The organism is Streptomyces sp. NBC_01622 (assembly GCF_045209635.1).
In the GTDB taxonomy this organism is placed as follows: domain Bacteria; phylum Actinomycetota; class Actinomycetes; order Streptomycetales; family Streptomycetaceae; genus Streptomyces.
In genome coordinates, this window is sequence record NZ_CP109293.1 from 11,679,437 (window position 1) to 11,696,066 (window position 16,630).

Sequence of the window (16,630 nt, forward strand, 5' to 3'; positions counted from 1 at the left end):
CGAGAAAGGGAAAACTATGTCAAAATCCAGAAGAAGAGAGAATATTAAATGTTTGACTTTGAGAACCAGGCGAAGATTTCCCACTGGCTTGAGTTCACTCGCTGCTTCGCGATGCCTGCAGTGTCCCTGGTGGGCAATGCTGTGCAGGTAGGGGCCTTGCTGGCTGCTGCTCACATTGTGTGGCCCGTGCTCCTGTGGCGCTTGTCCGGCCTTGCGGGAAGCCTGTTTTCGATGCGGTCCGCGTGGAATCAATGGTGTGCGTACAGGGATGGCGGGAAGGTGGGTGGGGGGAAGAATCGAACCTGAACGGCAATATAGATATTCGCATCGCCTGTCAGTTGTGTTGTTTTATCTTTTGCTTTGAGAATCGCCGCCGGCAATTCGGTTATCGGCCGAATGGTGATATTGAATACGTTTCACATTAATTCGGAAAGCCGCCCATTGGGCGGCTTTCTTTTTTGGATTTCTATTTCTTTTGTTTGGGAATGAAAATTGTTTGATTATTTCGTGGATTCCCCGCTCGGTCGTGGGCCGGGCGTTGGTCTGCCGCGCTGACCTGCCCTTTCGAGCGCCGGACAGTCCTCACCTGCTGCCCGCTGCACAGCCATGGGCGGGAGCGCGCCGGAGGTGCCGGCGGGTCAGGAAGGGGGGTGTCCGCAGGTGTGGCGGTGTCGGGGGCGGTCCGGGGCCCGGGAAGCCAGGCCGGCGCCCCCGTGGCGGCGTCGGGTGGGGCCGTCCCGGCGCAAGAGCTCATCCAGGTCCGCAGAAGGCCCGGGGTGTGCTGCGAGTTCACGGCCGCAGCAGCGGACGCCGCAGGGGCCGTGACCGGCCACGTGTGGGGGCGTTCGCGACGGCCTGCGAACTCGATACACGCTCGAACGCGATGGGTGCTGCCTGTTGCGGTCGGTGAAGGTCCGTCATGTTCGCCGGCGCGGACGGCCGTGCCTGCCGCCCGCCCGACCCGTTCGTCGGCTCAACGCGGGGCCCGTACGTGGGCGCCGTACATCAGCAGCCCTACCCACACCGCCGACACCGCGGTGGTCATGGTCGCCCAGGGCGCTGTGGTGGCGGACGGTCCGGTCAGCAGCTGATAGGTCGTCGCACCGGCGAAGGCGAGGGCCAGCAGGAATGCCACCGGCCGGGCCACGCGCAGCCACACCGGAAGACGGGCCGGGGACGACGGCCGCACGGACGGCGTCGGCGAAACGGACATGGCGAACGTCTCCTACAGGCAAGGGAGTTGGACGGGGGACCGGCATTGCCGACCCGGTGCCTCGACCGTACGGCGCCCGCGGCCGCGCGGACCATCTCCCATTTCTGCCCTGATTACCCAAGGATGGGGTCAGGGAGATGGGGGGGTGCCATGAGGGTGACGGTGACCCGGTACGGCCGGACAGCCGCCGGTGAACAGCCGGGGGCGGAAGCCGGGCACGCTGAGATCAGCGGGCTCGCGGGAGTAGCGAAAGCCGTCTTCACCGTGGGGCTGCGCCGTACCGAGCACGGTATTTACCGGCCCGCGGCCGTGCGCCTGCACGTTCCCGGAGCCGGCCCCGGCGCCGTCACGCCGAGGGCCGCGCGCGCCGTCGACTGGGAACGCGTGCTGGCCATCGCCACCGCCGCCGCGACCTGTTCCACCCGCAGCCGAGCAGCTCGATGCCGGCTGGATGCAGCGGCCCCGGGGCGGCAGCCATGCCTTCAGTCTGCTGGTCGCCCTGCTCTACGCGCAGGCGGTCGCCCATCGCCTCCCGCCGCGTCATGTGATCGCTGCCGTCTGGGGCAGGGGAGTGGACATGGTGGACAACTGGCTCGCCGAGGCCCGCCGCCGCCAGGTCCTGGGGCGCGACCCGCTCGCCGGCCGCCCCGGCCGCCGCACCGACCCCGACCGGCGCGGACCCCTCCCGCCGCCGCGCCCGCCCGGCCGGCTGCCATCCTCGTCCGGCAGCGTGGGCACCCGTGCAGTGACGCTTGAGGACCTGCCCGGCTGGCCCGACTGGACCTTCCGCGTCGAACCCGGCTTCCGCCAGGGCATCGTGTTCGCCCGCGGCTGGGCGATCGAGCCCGACATCACGCACGCCGCAGGCTGGAGAACCCACCTGACGGCGAAGACCCTTGCCGCCATGCCGCTCGATGACGTCTTCGCCCGGGGGCTCGCGGCCCTGCAGGGCAACACCTATCTCGTCATGGCCCGGGCCGTGGTGGGCGAGCCCGGCCGCGGGCGGGGAGCGGAGCATCTGCGGCAGGTCACCGGCGCCTACCGCTTCGCCCTCGCGCAGGAACAGCCCCCGCTGCCGCTCATCTGCGTCCTGTGGAGCGTCAGTTACAAGACGGCGGCGAGCTGGACCAGCAAAGCCCGCAGGGCGGGCGTCCTGACGGCCCGGTACAAACCCCTGCCCCGCCTGCGGTCTCCGGCCCGCTGAACAACCACGGGCAGGGGCGCGCGCTACCGCCGGGCGGGGGCACGAAGGAGTGTGCCGTCATGCACGGCCGCGGTGGGTCAGCTCAAGGCCGAGGGCGAGCAGCAGCTGCCGGCCGACCTCGTCGAACTGCTCCTGGGACGTGGGCTCGCGGAAGATCCCGTCCAACCCTCCTGCGGCGGCGGCGAGTTCGGCCCGCTGCGCGAGATATCCGGTCATGGAGGCCCGGTGGACGGCCCGCACCCGCTCCAGCAGCGCGCCGTCCACCTTCTGGTCGAGGGTCCGGCGCAGGGCGGCACTGAGGGCCTCGGCGTAGCCCACGACGGTCTCGGCGGTCATCGGGATCTGCGCGGGGCCGAGCGCGCGCACCAGACCGGTGGCGGCGAACACGCTGTCCGGCTCCATCACCTCCCGCACGGCGTCCAGGAGCTCGGCGCGCCCGCGGACCGTCAGCACGGTGCCGTTGCCCAGATCGGTGACGATCCGCACGAACCGGGTCTTGGCCGTGGGGGTGGCCAGCGGGTGCCCGATCTGCCGCAGGAGACCGAGCGCGCCCTCGCGCGCCACGTCCTTGCTGCGCCCGCCGCGCCCCACCCACGTCACCCAGGCCCGCTGCGCCTGCCGGGTGGGCACGTGGCCGTCCCACCACAGCCACACCGCCAGCGGCACCTGCGCGAGCGCGCTCAGGTGCGTGACCTGGCGCCGCTTGTCGAGCAGGAGGAGCAGCAGCCTGCGCTGGTTGACACTGTGCTCGGCCCGCTCCGAGCCGCGGTGGCGGGTACGCAGCCGCGGCTGGTCTAGCAGGCCCTTGGCGATCCACGAGTGGATGAGCCGCGCGTTCATGTCCGGGTGGCCCGCAGCCCGGGCATCGGCGATCAGGTCGTCGATGGTGCCGGGTTCGGTGATGTCCTGCCAGGTGTGCACGCGGTGGAAATTACATCGTTTCCGCCGCGGTCCGGGCCCGGTTGAGGATGCGTCAGCCGACCGTGCGCTGCCACGATCGACACAGCAGCACGGCCCCCGCGGGCCGCCACCCCCGCTGCACAATCCCACACCCCGCCGACCCCCGGGGCAGACGTGCCGCTGCACCCTGCCCGCACACCGGAAGGACACCACCATGAAGAAGACGAACCGGGCACACGCCTCGACCCCTGACACCACCGCCCGCCGCCAGCGGGAGCACGGCATGCCCGCCGCCGTGTCGTGGCCGCGACTGGTGTCCATGGGCGTGCTCGCGGGCGCGGCCCGGCATGCGGGCTCCCTCCTCGTCGGCCTCGCGGTGGCCTGGTGGCACCACGACTGACCCGTCAGGGCGTCACGTGCGCGCCGTCGAGGCGCCGGTGCACCATCGACAACGTGGTCAGCAGTTCCAGCAACTCCTCGTCGGTGACTGTGCGGTGAAGCCGCGGCTCGTGCGCGGCCGGGTTGCGGTACATGCTGAACAGGCCCTTGACCAGGGCCGCCAGCCCCTTCTGCTCATCCAGCTCCGGCCCGGTGACGTTCGCGTTGACGGCGACCCGGGCGGTGCCCCGGCCGGGCATGAGCACCGCGTCGACCAGCCGGGCCCCGTCCAGGTGCTCGCCGGTGAGAGTCCGCAGCCGGTCGGCCACCGACTTGACCGCCTCCAGCCCGGCGTGGAAGGCGTTCTTGGCCAGGATCTCCAGCGTGCAGTAGCGCAGCACCTCGGGATGGGTGGCGCGGCGGCGCAGCTCGGCCCGCAGTGAACCGGCGTGCCGTGCGGCCTCGTCGAGGGTGGCCGCCGCCGGCCCCGTGGCAAGTTTCCCCTCGTCGTTGACCCGCAGCCCGACATGGACGAGGACCTCGTTGAGGTCGTCCTGCCGGCGCGAGAACGCCTGCGGCTGCTGCGCGTAGCGCACCGGGGCCATCGCCGCGGTGATGAACGCGATCACACAGTTCGACACCTGCTGGCGGGCCTGCTGCGCCAGCAGCGCCCCGGCCAGCCGGTCCCGCTTGTTGCCGCCCTCCGCGTCCGGCACCCTCACGGCCGCCAGCAGCTGCCCGATCTCCCGCCCGGTCAACCCGTGCACGGTGTCGCCGAGCACACCGGCCACCGCCGTGACCACTGGCGCGGGCCAGGGCCCGTACGTACGTGATGCCATGTCTTCTCCGCTTCGCCTCGTCCCCTGGCCAACCGGCCAGGATGGCACGGGCACGGCAGCGGCATCCGCCTCTTTCCCGCACCGGGCAGGACAACGGCGGCCCGGAGGTCTTCGGGCGTCAGATGCTGGAGGAGGCGTTCAGGAAAGGGGACCGCCCTGACCAGCCAGTAGTTCTTCCGTGGCCCATACGTGACCGAAGTGCCGCGCCATGTGCACCAGGGCCCGGCGCAGAAGGGCCTGGCGCTCCTGGCGGTGCATGGTGGGCGACCTGGTGATCGTGACGGCCATCTCCGGCCGGACGCCGTCCTCCCCGGGGCCCAGGGCCTCCAGGTCGATCAGCGTTGCGAGACCGGGGGAGGGCCGGTCGTGGGGGCCTTCGGCGCTCAGCCGCAGTTCCGTGGTGGGCGGTGCGAACCACTGCATCCGGGCCGGATCGGTGACGGCGTCGGGCAGCGTCTCGGCGGCGCTCTCCCACGCGGCGAGCAGCAGGGCCTGCAATTCGTCGAGGCCCAACTGCGTTCCCGCGCCGGGCGGGAGCAGGGCGGCCCAGGCGGAGGTGTCCTCGATGAGGACGTCGGCACAGGTCACCACCGTGTCCTCCACCGACGTCATGACCGCTGCCGAGACGGCCCGGCGGCCGTCCGGCGCCGTGATGGTGCTGGTGTAGCTCAGGGCGGTGGGGGTGTTGCGGCCGGGGCCCGTGTTCCAGTGGGCGGCGGGGAGTTCGGCGCCCCGGCGCCGGGACAGGAGGGTCACCGCACCGGCCAGCGCGCTGTGGGGCAGAGTCCGCTCGAGGTCCTGGCGTTTGCCCGGGGCGATCTGCAGTCCGGCCGTGTCCGCCCAGGGCCAGGTCACCAGCGCCCGCAGACGCAGCTGCGGGGCGGGCTGCTGCGCCGTCCAGTTCCGGGCATACCGGGACATGAGGAAGCCGAGCCGCTCGGCCGGCTCCCACCGCCACACATCCCGCCCCGACCGTACGAGTTGGCCCGCTCCCCAGCTGCCGCCGTCGAGATCGACACTCCGGGCATCCGGCGGCACGACCCACGGGCCGTGCTGGTCGGCCCGGTCAGTGCCCGGGACGGGGTAGCCGACCACCGCGAGCGGATGGCCTCCCGCACTGTCCCGGCCGGCGGCCCTGATGGCCTGCCATACGGGCTGGGCCACCGCGACCGGCGCCCGGCCGCCGACCACGCACAGCACCCATCCGGGCTGTCCCTCCCCACCCTCGAACTCCTGCAGGGCGGCCGGACCACGGGCGTACGCCTCGCCGGCCGGCCGGCCCAGCCCGGAGCTGCTCAGCTGCTCGTAGGCCTTACGGATCTCCTGCTGGCGGCTGGGCAGACCTTGCCCGATCTGCGGCCCGGCCGGGGCGGGCTCCGGCTGCGGCGCCCGGGCCACGGCCTCGCGCAGGAGCTCGGCCAGTGCCTGGGCTGTGGGCATCCCCGACGCCGCGACGCCGCGGGAGAGCAGCCGCTGGAGTTCGGTGCGCGGCAGCCAGTGCGTGCCGTCCGCCTCACGGACGGGCACCGCGACGGTGTCCGTCCGGGGCGCGCCGTTCTTGCCGGTGGGTGCCGCCACCACGAACAGGCATCCGGGATCCTGGGCGGGGACGTCGATGCAGACCACGCAGGCGCCCTGGCCGTCGTCGGACCACTCCACGCTCACCCGGCGCGGGGCCGGGGTGATGTGCTGACGGATCAGCTTGCGCCACTGGTCGAGATCGACGGACGACCGCTCGATCGGGACCGTCTTGTCGAGGATCTCCTGCCCGTGCTCCAGACGCGTTCTGATCCCCACGACGATGATGCCGCCGCCTCCGTTGGCGAACGCCGCGACATCCTTGGCGAGTTCCTCGACCGCGTGCGGATCACGCATCTCGTACGGGGCGCTCTTGGCGTCCAGCCACTGCCCCTCGGGCAACTCCAGCAGTGCTGTGGGGTGGTGGGAACGCAGCGCCGTCCGTACGGCTTCGAGATCCATCTTCGGCATCCCCGAAGTATCCCGGGCCCGCAGGCATCGGCGCCCGCCTTTCCGCGAGGCGTCCACAGGGAACACCGGAGGCCGCGCGCAGCGCGACCGGGACGGGCCGGGCGATGTGTCCTCGGCGGCCGGCCGCTGGCCACGGACAACCCGTGCCGCCCGGACTCGGGCAGGCCCGGACACTGCGACGCTGTGCCCCGAGGTTTTCCCGTCGTGGGGCCAGTGGCGTGCAGGACGGCCGAGTGCCTGGCTGCGGCGGCACAGGCCCTCGGGAAGGCCATGACGTGGGATCTTCCGGTCCTGTGAAGGGCCGGACGCGGGCGCCGGGGCCGAGGCAGTCCCGATAATGGCGGTGTGTCTGGTCGTATGGAGATCACGGAGACCAACGTCCGGCTCCCGCCGTGTGCGTTCGAGGCGCTGGCCACCGTCATGGCGAGGGAGGGCACTTCACGGGATGCGACGGTCCGCCGGCTGCTGGCGGAACAAGTCGGGCGGCAGGAACCGGAGCACCCCGAGGACCGGCTGACGCATATCTCCACCGTTCTGCGGTATCCGCCGCCGCCGCGCTGGCGAGGTGATCTGCGTACGGACCGGCCCCTGCGGCTGCGTCTGCCCGCCGGGCTGCTGGAGCGGGCACGGGCGGTTTCGTTGCGGCTTCCGGGGCAGTACCAGCGCGCGTACCGCGACTACCAGGGCCGGATGGTGACGGACGCGGTGATGACCGCGATCGCGGTGGCCGAGCCGTTCACGGACGAGTTCCTGGACGGTCTGCTTCCTCTCCTGCGCCACCGCGCGGCCCGCAACCTGTGGAAACTGGCGGCCGCCACGCTCTGCACCCGCCCGGAGATCCAGCTTCTGGACGCCGCCGAATACGTGCGCTCGACGACGGCATGGATGTCAGAAGAACCCCATGACGAGGAGGACCAGCATCTGCTGGCGGTCGTGACGGCCCTGGAGGAGGACGTGGCCTGGCACTCCCCGGCCCGGTTCCTGGTTGCGGCCAACATCGCCCGCGATCTGCTGACCGGTTCGCAGGCCGGGGCCAAAGAGCGGATGCTCCAGGACGAAGGCCAGGCATGGCACCTCCTGCACCAGGACACTCTCCACGCCGATGACGCGCATCGCGCATGGCTGCGGGGAACCACGAGCTACGACTGGACCGGGCGCGGCGGGACCGCGGTGTGGCGGGCCCAACGCCAGGTTCGCCTGCAGTACTTCGAGGACTGGCTGACAGGCCGCACCGGGAACGACACGGCCGAGTACATGATGGAGCCGCCCGGCTGGATGCTGGCCCGCCCCTCCGGCTGGAGGGCCGTCGCCCCCGCCCTCACCCGCGAAGGGCGGCTGCCGCAGCCGTACGCGCAGTGGGCAGCCGAAGGCCGCGCACTGGTCTTCCCCTACCGCAACCGGCAGGCCCTCTGGCCGCTTCGGCGCAGGCAGGGCCCGCCGGGCTGGGAGCCCGTGCCCGGGATCGAGCCGCTGCTCGCCGCCGCCCTGGATCTGCGGCCCGAGCAGATCACCGGCTTCATCGAGGCCGTGCTCATCGACTGGAACCACCAGTTCGAAGAAGACCCTGGCCTCCACCTCGCGCTGGATCTTCCGGTGGGCAGCGCGTACGACTTCGGCTTCGTCGCCGCCGAGGAACGCCAGCGCGCCATGGCCGAGGCGCGCGAGGAGACCCTGCAGGACATGGATGAGATCATCGCCGCCTTCAAGGACGACGGCCACGGCGAGGAACAGCTGCGTGAACTGCGGGAAGCGCGGGGGAACGCCCGTGAGTTCGCGCGCCTGGCCAAGCGGTTCGACCGGTGGATCGGATCGGAGTTCCGGGTGCGCAAGGCGGTGTGGCGGTGGCCGGGACTGTCGGTGGCCGGCGAACTCCTCGCCGGTTCCCCGGCCGACCTCGTGCAGTGGCTGGCCGCCGCCGCGCACGACAGGAGTTCGCTGATCCTGGAGCAGGCGATGCAGCAGGCGTGGGGCTACGCGTTCGACCGGTACGGGCGCAGGGACCGCAGGGGAAAAGACCCGGTGTGACACCCACCGATGTACAAATGATGTACAAATACCGATACATAAATAAAGCCCTCGTTCCGTAGAACTGGATGCAGGCCGAGCGAAAAACGCCCGGGTTCCTGACATTCCGCGTACCGCGCAGGTACGCCCGCCCGAGGGGGACACCTTCGAATGCACAATCCGAACCGACCGCTGATCTCGTCCGCCGCCGCCGGCATCAGCGGCATCGCCCTGGCACTGATCGGCGCGCCGTGGTGGCTGACCGCCCTGGCCTTCACCTGCTTTGCCCTCGCCCTGCTCGTCACCGCGATCCAGTCGGTCTTCCCCCAGGACTCCGCGCACCGGCTGGCCTGGTGGCGCGCCCGCTGGAATCACCAGCAGCGCGGCTAGAGCACACGTCCCCCGGCTGGGTCCGGGCGGCTGCGGGGCTGCGGCTCCCGACGGTATGGGCACCGAGGCCGCCGACCGGACGAGGCGCCACTGCCCGGCGGGTACGCCGCCGCCGTGCCGACCGCCTCCGGGCGGGGACGAAGGCGAGGGTCGGGCGGCAGCGCGGGATCGGCAACCTCACAGCATCTTGCGATTATCGTAAAGATTTACGATAATCGAAAAATGCTGCTGATTGATGAACTCGCCGCCCTGCTCTGCCCGTTGCCCGAACCGGGGAGTGTGACTCCGGAGGATGCCTTCCCCGACGCCTACGAGGAGGCCGAGCGCGAGCGCTCGGAGTACGCCTCCAACCTGGAGGCCGCCGCCCTGGGCCTCGATGCCGATCCCCTGATCCTGGCTCTGGAGGAGGCCCGGGCGCAGAGGGAGGCGGCCGACCGCCGCGTCCGCCTGATCCTGGCCTACGCCCGGGAGTTCCACGCCTCGGGCCGCTACCCCCTGCGCGAACTCGCCCCGGCCTCCGGCTACAAGCCCTCGGGTGCGACCACCGCCTACGGCGCCGAGCAGATCGAGCTGGTTCAGAGCCGGATCCACCGCGCACCCCGGCGTTCCGTCCCGGGCGCGGGCCCGTCGTGAGCAACGGCGCGGCAGCGCCCGGCAGTCCGCGCGCAGGGGCCCGCAGGACCGCGGCGCGGCGTCTGCCGCAGTCCTCGGACCGGCCTCCCTACCGTCTCCTGGCCGACGACCTGCGGCGCCAGATCCTCGTCGGGCGCCTGGGCCCCGGTGACCAGGTGCCGCCCTCTCGTGTCCTGGGAGAGGAGTACGGCATCGCCGACATGACCGCCCGGTCCGCCGTGCGGGTCCTGCGCGACGAAGGCCTCGTCTACACCGAGCCCGGCCGGGGAACCTTCGTCGCCAGCCCCCTCCCCGCCCCCGCCGGCTCCGTCTCCGCGGCCGCCTCCCGGACACACATGCCCACGGACGAATACACCGAACTCGCGCGCCGCGTCGACGAACTCGCCGACGTCCTGGACACCCTGCTGCGCCTCTTCGGACAGGCCGGCAGCCTCCGCCGGCGGACGGCCGCGCCCGTGACGTGACGGGCGGCGAGAACGCCGTGCCCGGCTCGGTCCCGGTCATGCGGCAGGTCCGTCGGCCCGCGCCGCACCCAGGCAGCATCCGGGTCCGGCGTACGCGGGCGGCACAGCGCTGCCAGGCCGCGCGGGCGTGGCCCGTCCGTGCACCAGCTCCCGCCGTGCACCTCGCAGTGAACGGGGCTGTCAGCATCCCCGGCGCTGATCGCATCCAGGGACACGGTCCCGCCCCCACCACGTGCCCCGGCTTTCCGGGCCTGCCCGCAAACCGCTCGTATCACTCCGCCCCGAACCCCTACAGTCCCTGGGCATGACGAACCTGACGAACGATCAGAAGTCCGCCGACCTCGCCCGGTCGACGGCCGCCGACCTCCTCGAGGCCGCCGACGCGGCCATCGTCCACGGCGTGAGCGTTCCCGTGGACAAGGAGCGGGTCTTCGGCCCGGTCTACAGCTGGTGGCGTCTGGTCTGCCGCACCTCCGAAGCCGTCCTGCTGCTCACCGAGCGCGGTTTCACCCTGGAGGCGGCCCCGATAGTCCGCAACATCCTCAACCACGCGTACGCCATCAACTGGCTCGTCGACAACGGCGATCTGGCCGTCGACGCCCTGGTCGCCCGCGGTGACGACGAGCGCGAGAAGCTGTGCAAGAAGCTGGAGGAGACCGGCTGGTCCAACGCGGCCGAGTTCCGTGCCGTGATCGACCAGGCCACCGCCCAGCAGGTGCCGGCCGTCCGTACCCCGGCCGAACAGACCCTGTTCAACAAGCTCAAGCACGAGCTCGGCAACTTCTACGACATGCTCGACCGCTACGACGTCGGCGACATCTACCCGGTCTACTCGCACCTCTCCTCGCTCTCGCACACCACCATCGCCACCGCGAGCGCGTACGTGGAGCAGATGAGCGACGGCTCCCTGCAGATCCGGCCGGAGGCCGCCGATCTCGGCCACGCCGACATCATCCAACTGGCCCTGGCGCTCCTGCAGACCGCCACCGTGGTGAGCCCCCTGATCGACGGCGACCCCCTGCGCGCCAGCATCGACCAGGCCACTGCGGACCTCGGTCTGGAGAACACCCAGCTCCTGCCCGTCCGCGTCAAGTAACGGTCCCGGGGCCGGGCCGTTCAGGGCGCCCCGGCCCGACCTGCCCGCCGGTGAGCGCGGGAGCATGCGGACCCTGCGCGGCGACCGAGGCCACCGACCGGCCGTCGCCGCTGCCGCCCTGGTCGTCCTTCAAGATGACGTAGAGCACGCCGACCGCGGTACCCGCCTCCGAGGTTCCTCAGCCGCGAAGAGCAGCAACTCCTCCATGTAGGTGCGGCGCTGACCGTGGGTCTGCGGGCTGCGGAAGCCGGCCACCCACTGGGCGACAGCTCTTCGGGCACCGTCGTCTCCTCGCTGTGGGTTCGCCGGCCGACCCGACGGCCGCGAGGTGTTCTCGTTCGGCTCGGGCCGCCGTCCCGGAACGGCGCAGGGTTGGGATGCCGGCTGCGGATTTTGCAGGCCTGAGGGGGCGGGCGGAGCGTGCATCGGGCATGTCTGCCAGCGTGAACCGGCTCCCGCACCTGCCCGGCACGAGACCGTGGTCCCCGCATCGCGGCGTCCGAACGACTGGGATGCACACTGCGGAATCGGCTCCAACGGCCCGTTTTCGGTACGGGACTTGACCCGAGGGCTGCGACGATGACGACACGCGCCGGACGTATGCGGGTGACTCGCCCCGCAGCTCCGGCACCGCTTCCCATCACCTCCTCGGGCTCCGCTGCCGGAGCCCCCTTGTCACACCCAGGAGCCAGTTGTGATGTCCCCCGAGGACAGCCCGGTGCCCCCCTCCCTGCGCGCGGTCGCCGCCCGGGCCGTCGACGTGCCCGCGGCTGTACCGGTGTCCTCGCCCAGGAACGGCGGGGAGAGCAAGCGGCTCAACGCGGCCGAGGCGGCGCTGATGAGCGTCGTCTTTGGCGTGGCGGCGCTCTTGTACCTCACCGGGTCGACGCTCGGTGAGGTGGTGCAGATGGTCGCTGCCGTGGGCGGACTGGGTGCGGTGATCGTGGCGTCGGCGACGGGCCGGATCCGTCCACTCGTGTGGATCGGGAAGCTCGGCAAACTCGCTGGGGAGGAGTGAGCGCCCCGTGGGACGCACAGAGAACCCGGTCGTCCGGGAGGTGCTCGCCGTCGGCCGGCTTGCCGACTTCCAGCGGGCCTGGCGCGCGGCGGCGGGCCTGACGTACGAGGACCTCGCGCACGACACCGGCTGGTCCGCCGCCACCCTGCGCAACGCCGCCTCCGGCCGCCGCCCGCCACGCCGGGACGTCGTGCGGGACGCCGTCACCCACTGCGGCGGACCCGAGCAGGAGACCATCGACCTGTGGAGGCAGGCCCGTTACCATCAGCGGCTGGCCGACCGTCCCCGCCCCCAGGCTCCCGCCGCGCATCTGGTGCGTACCGTCGTTGACCTGGCCGCGCTCGCCGAGGAACTGTACGAGAGGAACGGCGCTCCGTCGATGAGCGAGGTGGAGGACCGTACGGACGGCCGGCTCGGGCACTCCACGGCGCACCGCCTCGTCACCAAGAGGACGATCCCCGCCGACCGGGAACAGTTCGCCGCCTTCCTCGACGCTGTCGAAGTCCACAAACCCCTGCGGTCCCAGTGCCTACAGGCCTGGGACCGGGTGATCACCCTGAACGGCCCCGCACGTATCCAGCGCAAGGTGCCTCACCTATGGCGACTGCGCCAGAAGCTGGACTCGATCCGCACCGTGGATGACCTGGTCGCCGCGCTGGACGGCCTGCGCACAGCTGCCGGTTCCCCGACCGACGAGCAGATCGCCGCCCGGACGACCCGTCAGGGCCCCGCCCTGTGGGCCCCGGGGACCGTCGTCAAGCACATCATGGCCGGACAGCGGTCGATCGACCTCTTCTTCGGCAGCATCCTCGACGCGCTCGGCGTGCCGTCGGACGAGTAGATCCTGTGGCGGCAGGTACGGGAGAGGGTGCTGAGCGAGGACAGAGCGCGGCGTGAGCCGCCCCTACCCGTCCGCCCGTCCGACGATCCCGTCGAGCTCCTGGGATGAGTCCGCCGTGCCGACGGACGATGCCCGGCAGCCGGTGGAAGCGGGGGATGCGGAACTGTCCCTGCCCAGTGGTGACGTGGGAGGCCGGCACCCGCACCGGCCTGAGGCCATAGCGGTGTCAACGCGGTCTGTTGCAGGGCGGGTTGGGATCTTTACGCTCAGCTCCATGTCGAAGCAGAAGCGAGGCCGTAAGCACCGGACGCCACAGACACGGGCCCCGCGCCAGCCCCAGGTGCCCCGTCCGCGCACCCCGGCCCCGGTTCTGCCGGGCGGCGGACTTCTTCTGCGCGGCAGCCTGGACCAGACCGCGACGCTCCTGGAGCACGCGAAGCCGGACCAGCTGGTGGAACTGGTACTGCCGCACCTGTGGGCCGCTCTCGCGGACGGCCGTGTCCCGGCGAACGTGTGCGTGGACGCCTGCCTGACACTGCGCAACGCCTACGGCCAGCTCGGGGTGAGGGCCGAGCTGCTGCCGGTCGACCTGGCGGTGCAGTACAAGGACGGCGGCGGCACCCGCTACGGCTCACTCACGCCCAGCTGGACGGGGACCGTATGGAACGGGCACTGCGTGCTGGTGCTGCCGGACTCCGAGCGGTTCGTGGACGCCACCGTGGAGCAGTTCGACGAGATCCGTGAGATCGGCGCCGGACCGATGATCGGCAGGGTTGCCCTGTCCACCCACGACGACGGCTCGATGATGCAACCCGGAGCCCAGGTGATGCTCCAGCGCGGCGACCTGGTGCTCACCTACACCGTCGCCGGGCCGGAGGCGCTGGCCTCCATCGTGGAGCACCCGGAGATGGCGGCCCACGCCGACGACCACCACCGCACCGGCGTGAACGTCGCCTCCTTCGCCCTGGCCGCCCTGCGCGGCGAGGGCGTGCGCGGCCGGGCTATGCAGGCACCGCACCCGAGACTGCGGGCCCTGCTGAGGGCGGTCGCCGACGCCCCGTACGAGGCCGGCGAGAGTGGCGACGTGAGGTTCCGCCTGGCCGATCGGACCGGCCGGGAGCAGTGGCTGCGGCTGGACGAGATCCCGCTGCCGCCTTCCGTCCCTGCCGCCTGGCCCCGTCCGTAGAACAGGTTTCACGTCTCAAACGTCGGCCGGGTGCGGGGACTTCCCGGCCTGCGGGGCAGCGGGGTCGGCGACCGGCCGAGCTCACTCGACTCGTGCGTTCCTCATTCTTCCAACCCGTGCATGCGTCGGTCGTACGCCGCAGCCGGTTCCAGCCCCACCGCGGCGCGGCGTTCGTCGAGCTGGTCAGGGTCGGCAACGGGCTGCGGGCGCAGGTTCGAGCCGTCTCCGTCGTCCGTGTACTGCGTTCCGTACACCTGGGGTTCGCCGGCCGCGACCAGAACCCGGTCGGTGAGGTAGGCCAGGTGGCGTGGAGGGGCGTCTCCGGCCGCGACTGCAGCTTTCAGGAGTTCGAGCGCCTGGTGCTGGAAGGCGGGGGCGAGATCGGCGTGCTGGGCCAGAAGCCATGCCTCATCGGCTCCCTGTTCGCCGGCCAACGCCACGCCTGGCCAGCCGTGTTCGGCGATGACCTGCTGGAGCCAGGCCGTGTTGTCGGCGTCGATCCGGCGCATCTCGCGCCCGTCATGGGTTCCGGCCGGGAGGCGGCGCGCCGCCTGGTCTTCTTCGGCACGGCGGTGGAGTTCGGCGGCAAGGGCGTGGTTCAACGTGAGCTGATTCTCCTCGTCGACGCCGGAGCGGAGGTGATGAAGCGGCGGCCAGCCGGGCCGTACTCAGCCGGCCGAGGCACGGCGCTCGTCACCTTCGGGGGATTCCTGCCGGTTGTGCTGCGTGCGGGCAGCCTCAAGCAGACATCGCCAGGACGTCACTGTGGGCCGCCGCCGCAGCAGTGCGCGCCTTTCTTTTTCAGACATACCGCCCCAAATTCCATGCTCAATACGGTGGTCGAGAGCGTAGGCGAGGCACTCCGTACGCACCGGACAGCCGGTGCACACAGCCTTCGCCCGGTTCTGCGCGGCGCCTTCGACGAACAGTTCCTCGGGGTCGGCGGTTCGGCAGATCGCCCTCGCGCCCCACGACTCCCCATCACCCACGATCACCCGATGCCGTCCTCTCCCCGATCCGGACCGCCACCGTCCCATCCGAGGATGCGACGGTGGGGAGACGGTACGACAAACGCACCGGGCATGAGACACCGTCAAGGCGCGGCAATCCCTACGGGTGAAGGCGGCCTTGACGGCGGCACGACAAATCCTCAACCTCCCGTCCAGGCACAGCCGTTGCCGGCATTGGGACGGTGGTCAGTTGCCCCAGCAACTCCCGTACGAAGTCGTGCCGTTGGATCCATCCGTAGGGCCGCGGCCCGTACTGCTCGACGGTCATGCCAGCGTCACCCCCGCGAGTTCCCCGGCCGGGCCCGTGGCGGGGTCCCAACCGCCTTGTGCCATCGGGGAGGTTGGGGGCACGGCTACTCGTGGGGCGGGGGCGGGACATCGAGCTGGAGGGAGGCATGCCGGCCCCGGCTGTCCTGGAAGAGGGCGCGGATAGCGAGGGCCCAGTCCGGGAGCTCGATGAGCTGGTCGGCCGCTGGGGCGTCGTGGGCGGCGGAACCCGGTCGCGGCGCGGATGCGCGGTCGCCGGGTGTCCAGTAGTAGGAGAAGGAGAGGTCCGGGTCGTCCGTGCCGCCGGCGAGCAGGTACCGGCCTCCCGCCTGGCCGGCGGACGGGGCGATCGGGATCTGCGGCGGCCAGGGGTCAGGGGTGGGCCTGTCCGTCGAGCGGGCCGCCGTGGTAGCGCAGTTCGGTCTCCGGCGTGCGCATCCGGGAGGCGCGCGCGAGGTCGTCGAAGAAGGTCATGCAGCACATCCCGGCCCGGTCCGGAGGTCGTTGCTGGTCATCGGTTGCGGGTTCCTTCCTGGTCCGGCTGCAGGGTGGGCTCCATCATGTGGCCGGCGCCGTGTGGACGGTCGCAGGCCTCGACGGCGACGTCGTCGTCCACCCCGTCCACCCCGTCGGCCTGTTGTGCGGTGCGGCGGGTGCGGGAGCGGTCGGTGAGCTGGTGGATGCGGCCGGTCCAGGCCTCCATGTAGGCCTCGGCTGAGCTGTGTTCGTCGTCGGGCAGCCACAGCAGCCCGCGCTCGGTGTCGGCCTGCTGGGTGAGCAGCGTCTCGAAGTGGGCGGCGAGCGCGCCCATGTGGGGTATCAGGCACATGACGAGGGCCTGGGGGATGCCGGTCGGGTTGATCATGAGGGGGACGAGCTGGGCGACGATCACGGCGAAGCCGGAGGCGTCGAGCTGCTCGCGCAGGTGGGCGAGGCCGGGGGTGTCGGGCATCAGCAGCCCGTGCATCACGTAGAGGGCGCCGATCCCGGCGAGCATCTGCGCCGTACGGCGGGCGGCGGCCACCTCCTCTTCTCCGGCCGCCCGCAGGAGGGCGAGCGGGTCGAGCGTCCCGGCCCGGACCCAGTCCTCCAGGGTTCCCGCCTCCTCGGCCCGCCGCGCCTCCGCGGCGACGGGCGCCCAGTCGAGGCCGGGCATCAGGGCGGCGAGCGCGTCGACGAAGGCCTCGCCGCCGACCTC

The 16,630-nt window shown here is 71.5% G+C and carries 17 protein-coding genes and 1 pseudogene; 10 read left to right on the forward strand and 8 right to left on the reverse strand.

What is annotated here, in order from left to right:
- Nucleotides 1–973: 973 nt before the first annotated feature.
- Nucleotides 974–1,213: a hypothetical protein gene (locus OH768_RS54075; RefSeq protein WP_406448719.1), complete on the reverse strand. Its 240-nt coding sequence runs from the start codon at nucleotides 1,211–1,213 to the stop codon at nucleotides 974–976.
- A gap of 451 nt (nucleotides 1,214–1,664) precedes the next feature.
- Between OH768_RS54075 and OH768_RS54080 the strand changes: the two genes are divergently transcribed.
- Nucleotides 1,665–2,417, forward strand: coding sequence for a hypothetical protein (locus OH768_RS54080; protein ID WP_406448717.1), 753 nt, complete (start codon nucleotides 1,665–1,667; stop codon nucleotides 2,415–2,417).
- Between the two features lie 57 nt (nucleotides 2,418–2,474).
- Here OH768_RS54080 and OH768_RS54085 read toward each other — a convergent pair whose 3' ends face one another.
- Complete coding sequence (locus OH768_RS54085) at nucleotides 2,475–3,338, reverse strand: hypothetical protein (RefSeq protein WP_406448715.1); 864 nt, start codon at nucleotides 3,336–3,338, stop codon at nucleotides 2,475–2,477.
- Between the two features lie 193 nt (nucleotides 3,339–3,531).
- Here OH768_RS54085 and OH768_RS54090 point away from each other — a divergent pair, with 193 nt between their 5' ends.
- Nucleotides 3,532–3,717: a hypothetical protein gene (locus OH768_RS54090; RefSeq protein WP_406448713.1), complete on the forward strand. Its 186-nt coding sequence runs from the start codon at nucleotides 3,532–3,534 to the stop codon at nucleotides 3,715–3,717.
- Nucleotides 3,718–3,721: 4 nt separating this feature from the next.
- Here the strand turns inward: OH768_RS54090 and OH768_RS54095 are convergent, their stop codons facing one another.
- Both OH768_RS54095 and OH768_RS54100 read right to left on the reverse strand, forming a co-directional pair.
- Nucleotides 3,722–4,534: a TIGR02391 family protein gene (locus tag OH768_RS54095; RefSeq protein WP_406448711.1), complete on the reverse strand. Its 813-nt coding sequence runs from the start codon at nucleotides 4,532–4,534 to the stop codon at nucleotides 3,722–3,724.
- A gap of 138 nt (nucleotides 4,535–4,672) precedes the next feature.
- Nucleotides 4,673–6,523 carry an RNA-binding domain-containing protein gene (locus tag OH768_RS54100; protein WP_406448709.1) on the reverse strand — a complete coding sequence of 617 codons (1,851 nt, stop codon included), beginning with the start codon at nucleotides 6,521–6,523 and terminating at the stop codon, nucleotides 4,673–4,675.
- A 345-nt stretch (nucleotides 6,524–6,868) separates the two neighbouring features.
- On the opposite strand from OH768_RS54100, the gene OH768_RS54105 reads away from it, so the two are divergent.
- The 5 genes from OH768_RS54105 to OH768_RS54125 all read left to right on the forward strand — a co-directional run bounded on the left by OH768_RS54105 (nucleotide 6,869) and on the right by OH768_RS54125 (nucleotide 11,110).
- Nucleotides 6,869–8,548: a hypothetical protein gene (locus tag OH768_RS54105; protein ID WP_406448707.1), complete on the forward strand. Its 1,680-nt coding sequence runs from the start codon at nucleotides 6,869–6,871 to the stop codon at nucleotides 8,546–8,548.
- A 150-nt stretch (nucleotides 8,549–8,698) separates the two neighbouring features.
- Nucleotides 8,699–8,917: a hypothetical protein gene (locus OH768_RS54110; RefSeq protein WP_406448705.1), complete on the forward strand. Its 219-nt coding sequence runs from the start codon at nucleotides 8,699–8,701 to the stop codon at nucleotides 8,915–8,917.
- A 222-nt stretch (nucleotides 8,918–9,139) separates the two neighbouring features.
- Nucleotides 9,140–9,550 (forward strand): hypothetical protein, encoded by a 411-nt coding sequence (locus OH768_RS54115; protein WP_406448703.1) that lies wholly within the window; start codon nucleotides 9,140–9,142, stop codon nucleotides 9,548–9,550.
- The gene (locus tag OH768_RS54120; RefSeq protein ID WP_406448701.1) at nucleotides 9,547–10,014 is read left to right on the forward strand and encodes a GntR family transcriptional regulator; all 468 of its coding nucleotides are present in this window, start codon (nucleotides 9,547–9,549) and stop codon (nucleotides 10,012–10,014) included. The genes OH768_RS54115 and OH768_RS54120 overlap by 4 nt, the downstream gene beginning before the upstream one ends.
- Nucleotides 10,015–10,318: 304 nt before the next feature.
- On the forward strand, nucleotides 10,319–11,110 hold the full coding sequence (locus OH768_RS54125; protein WP_406448699.1) for a DUF5677 domain-containing protein: 792 nt from the start codon (nucleotides 10,319–10,321) through the stop codon (nucleotides 11,108–11,110).
- Here OH768_RS54125 and OH768_RS54130 read toward each other — a convergent pair.
- Nucleotides 11,103–11,258 carry a hypothetical protein gene (locus OH768_RS54130; protein ID WP_406448697.1) on the reverse strand — a complete coding sequence of 52 codons (156 nt, stop codon included), beginning with the start codon at nucleotides 11,256–11,258 and terminating at the stop codon, nucleotides 11,103–11,105. The genes OH768_RS54125 and OH768_RS54130 overlap by 8 nt on opposite strands.
- A gap of 549 nt (nucleotides 11,259–11,807) precedes the next feature.
- On the opposite strand from OH768_RS54130, the gene OH768_RS54135 reads away from it, so the two are divergent.
- The 3 genes from OH768_RS54135 to OH768_RS54145 all read left to right on the forward strand — a co-directional run bounded on the left by OH768_RS54135 (nucleotide 11,808) and on the right by OH768_RS54145 (nucleotide 14,155).
- Nucleotides 11,808–12,128, forward strand: a complete 321-nt coding sequence (locus tag OH768_RS54135) for a hypothetical protein (RefSeq protein ID WP_406448695.1) — start codon at nucleotides 11,808–11,810, stop codon at nucleotides 12,126–12,128.
- A gap of 7 nt (nucleotides 12,129–12,135) precedes the next feature.
- Nucleotides 12,136–12,969, forward strand: coding sequence for a helix-turn-helix domain-containing protein (locus tag OH768_RS54140; RefSeq protein WP_406448693.1), 834 nt, complete (start codon nucleotides 12,136–12,138; stop codon nucleotides 12,967–12,969).
- Nucleotides 12,970–13,243: 274 nt separating this feature from the next.
- Nucleotides 13,244–14,155, forward strand: coding sequence for a hypothetical protein (locus OH768_RS54145; protein ID WP_406448691.1), 912 nt, complete (start codon nucleotides 13,244–13,246; stop codon nucleotides 14,153–14,155).
- A gap of 101 nt (nucleotides 14,156–14,256) precedes the next feature.
- On the opposite strand, the gene OH768_RS54150 is transcribed toward OH768_RS54145, so the two are convergent.
- The 3 genes and pseudogenes from OH768_RS54150 to OH768_RS54160 form a co-directional block, all read right to left on the reverse strand.
- The gene (locus OH768_RS54150) at nucleotides 14,257–14,757 is read right to left on the reverse strand and encodes a DUF6624 domain-containing protein (RefSeq protein WP_406448689.1); all 501 of its coding nucleotides are present in this window, start codon (nucleotides 14,755–14,757) and stop codon (nucleotides 14,257–14,259) included.
- 66 nt (nucleotides 14,758–14,823) lie between these two features.
- Nucleotides 14,824–15,192 carry a WhiB family transcriptional regulator gene (locus OH768_RS54155; RefSeq protein ID WP_406448687.1) on the reverse strand — a complete coding sequence of 123 codons (369 nt, stop codon included), beginning with the start codon at nucleotides 15,190–15,192 and terminating at the stop codon, nucleotides 14,824–14,826.
- 751 nt (nucleotides 15,193–15,943) lie between these two features.
- Nucleotides 15,944–16,630 (reverse strand): annotated as a pseudogene (locus tag OH768_RS54160) (hypothetical protein); the annotation flags it as partial.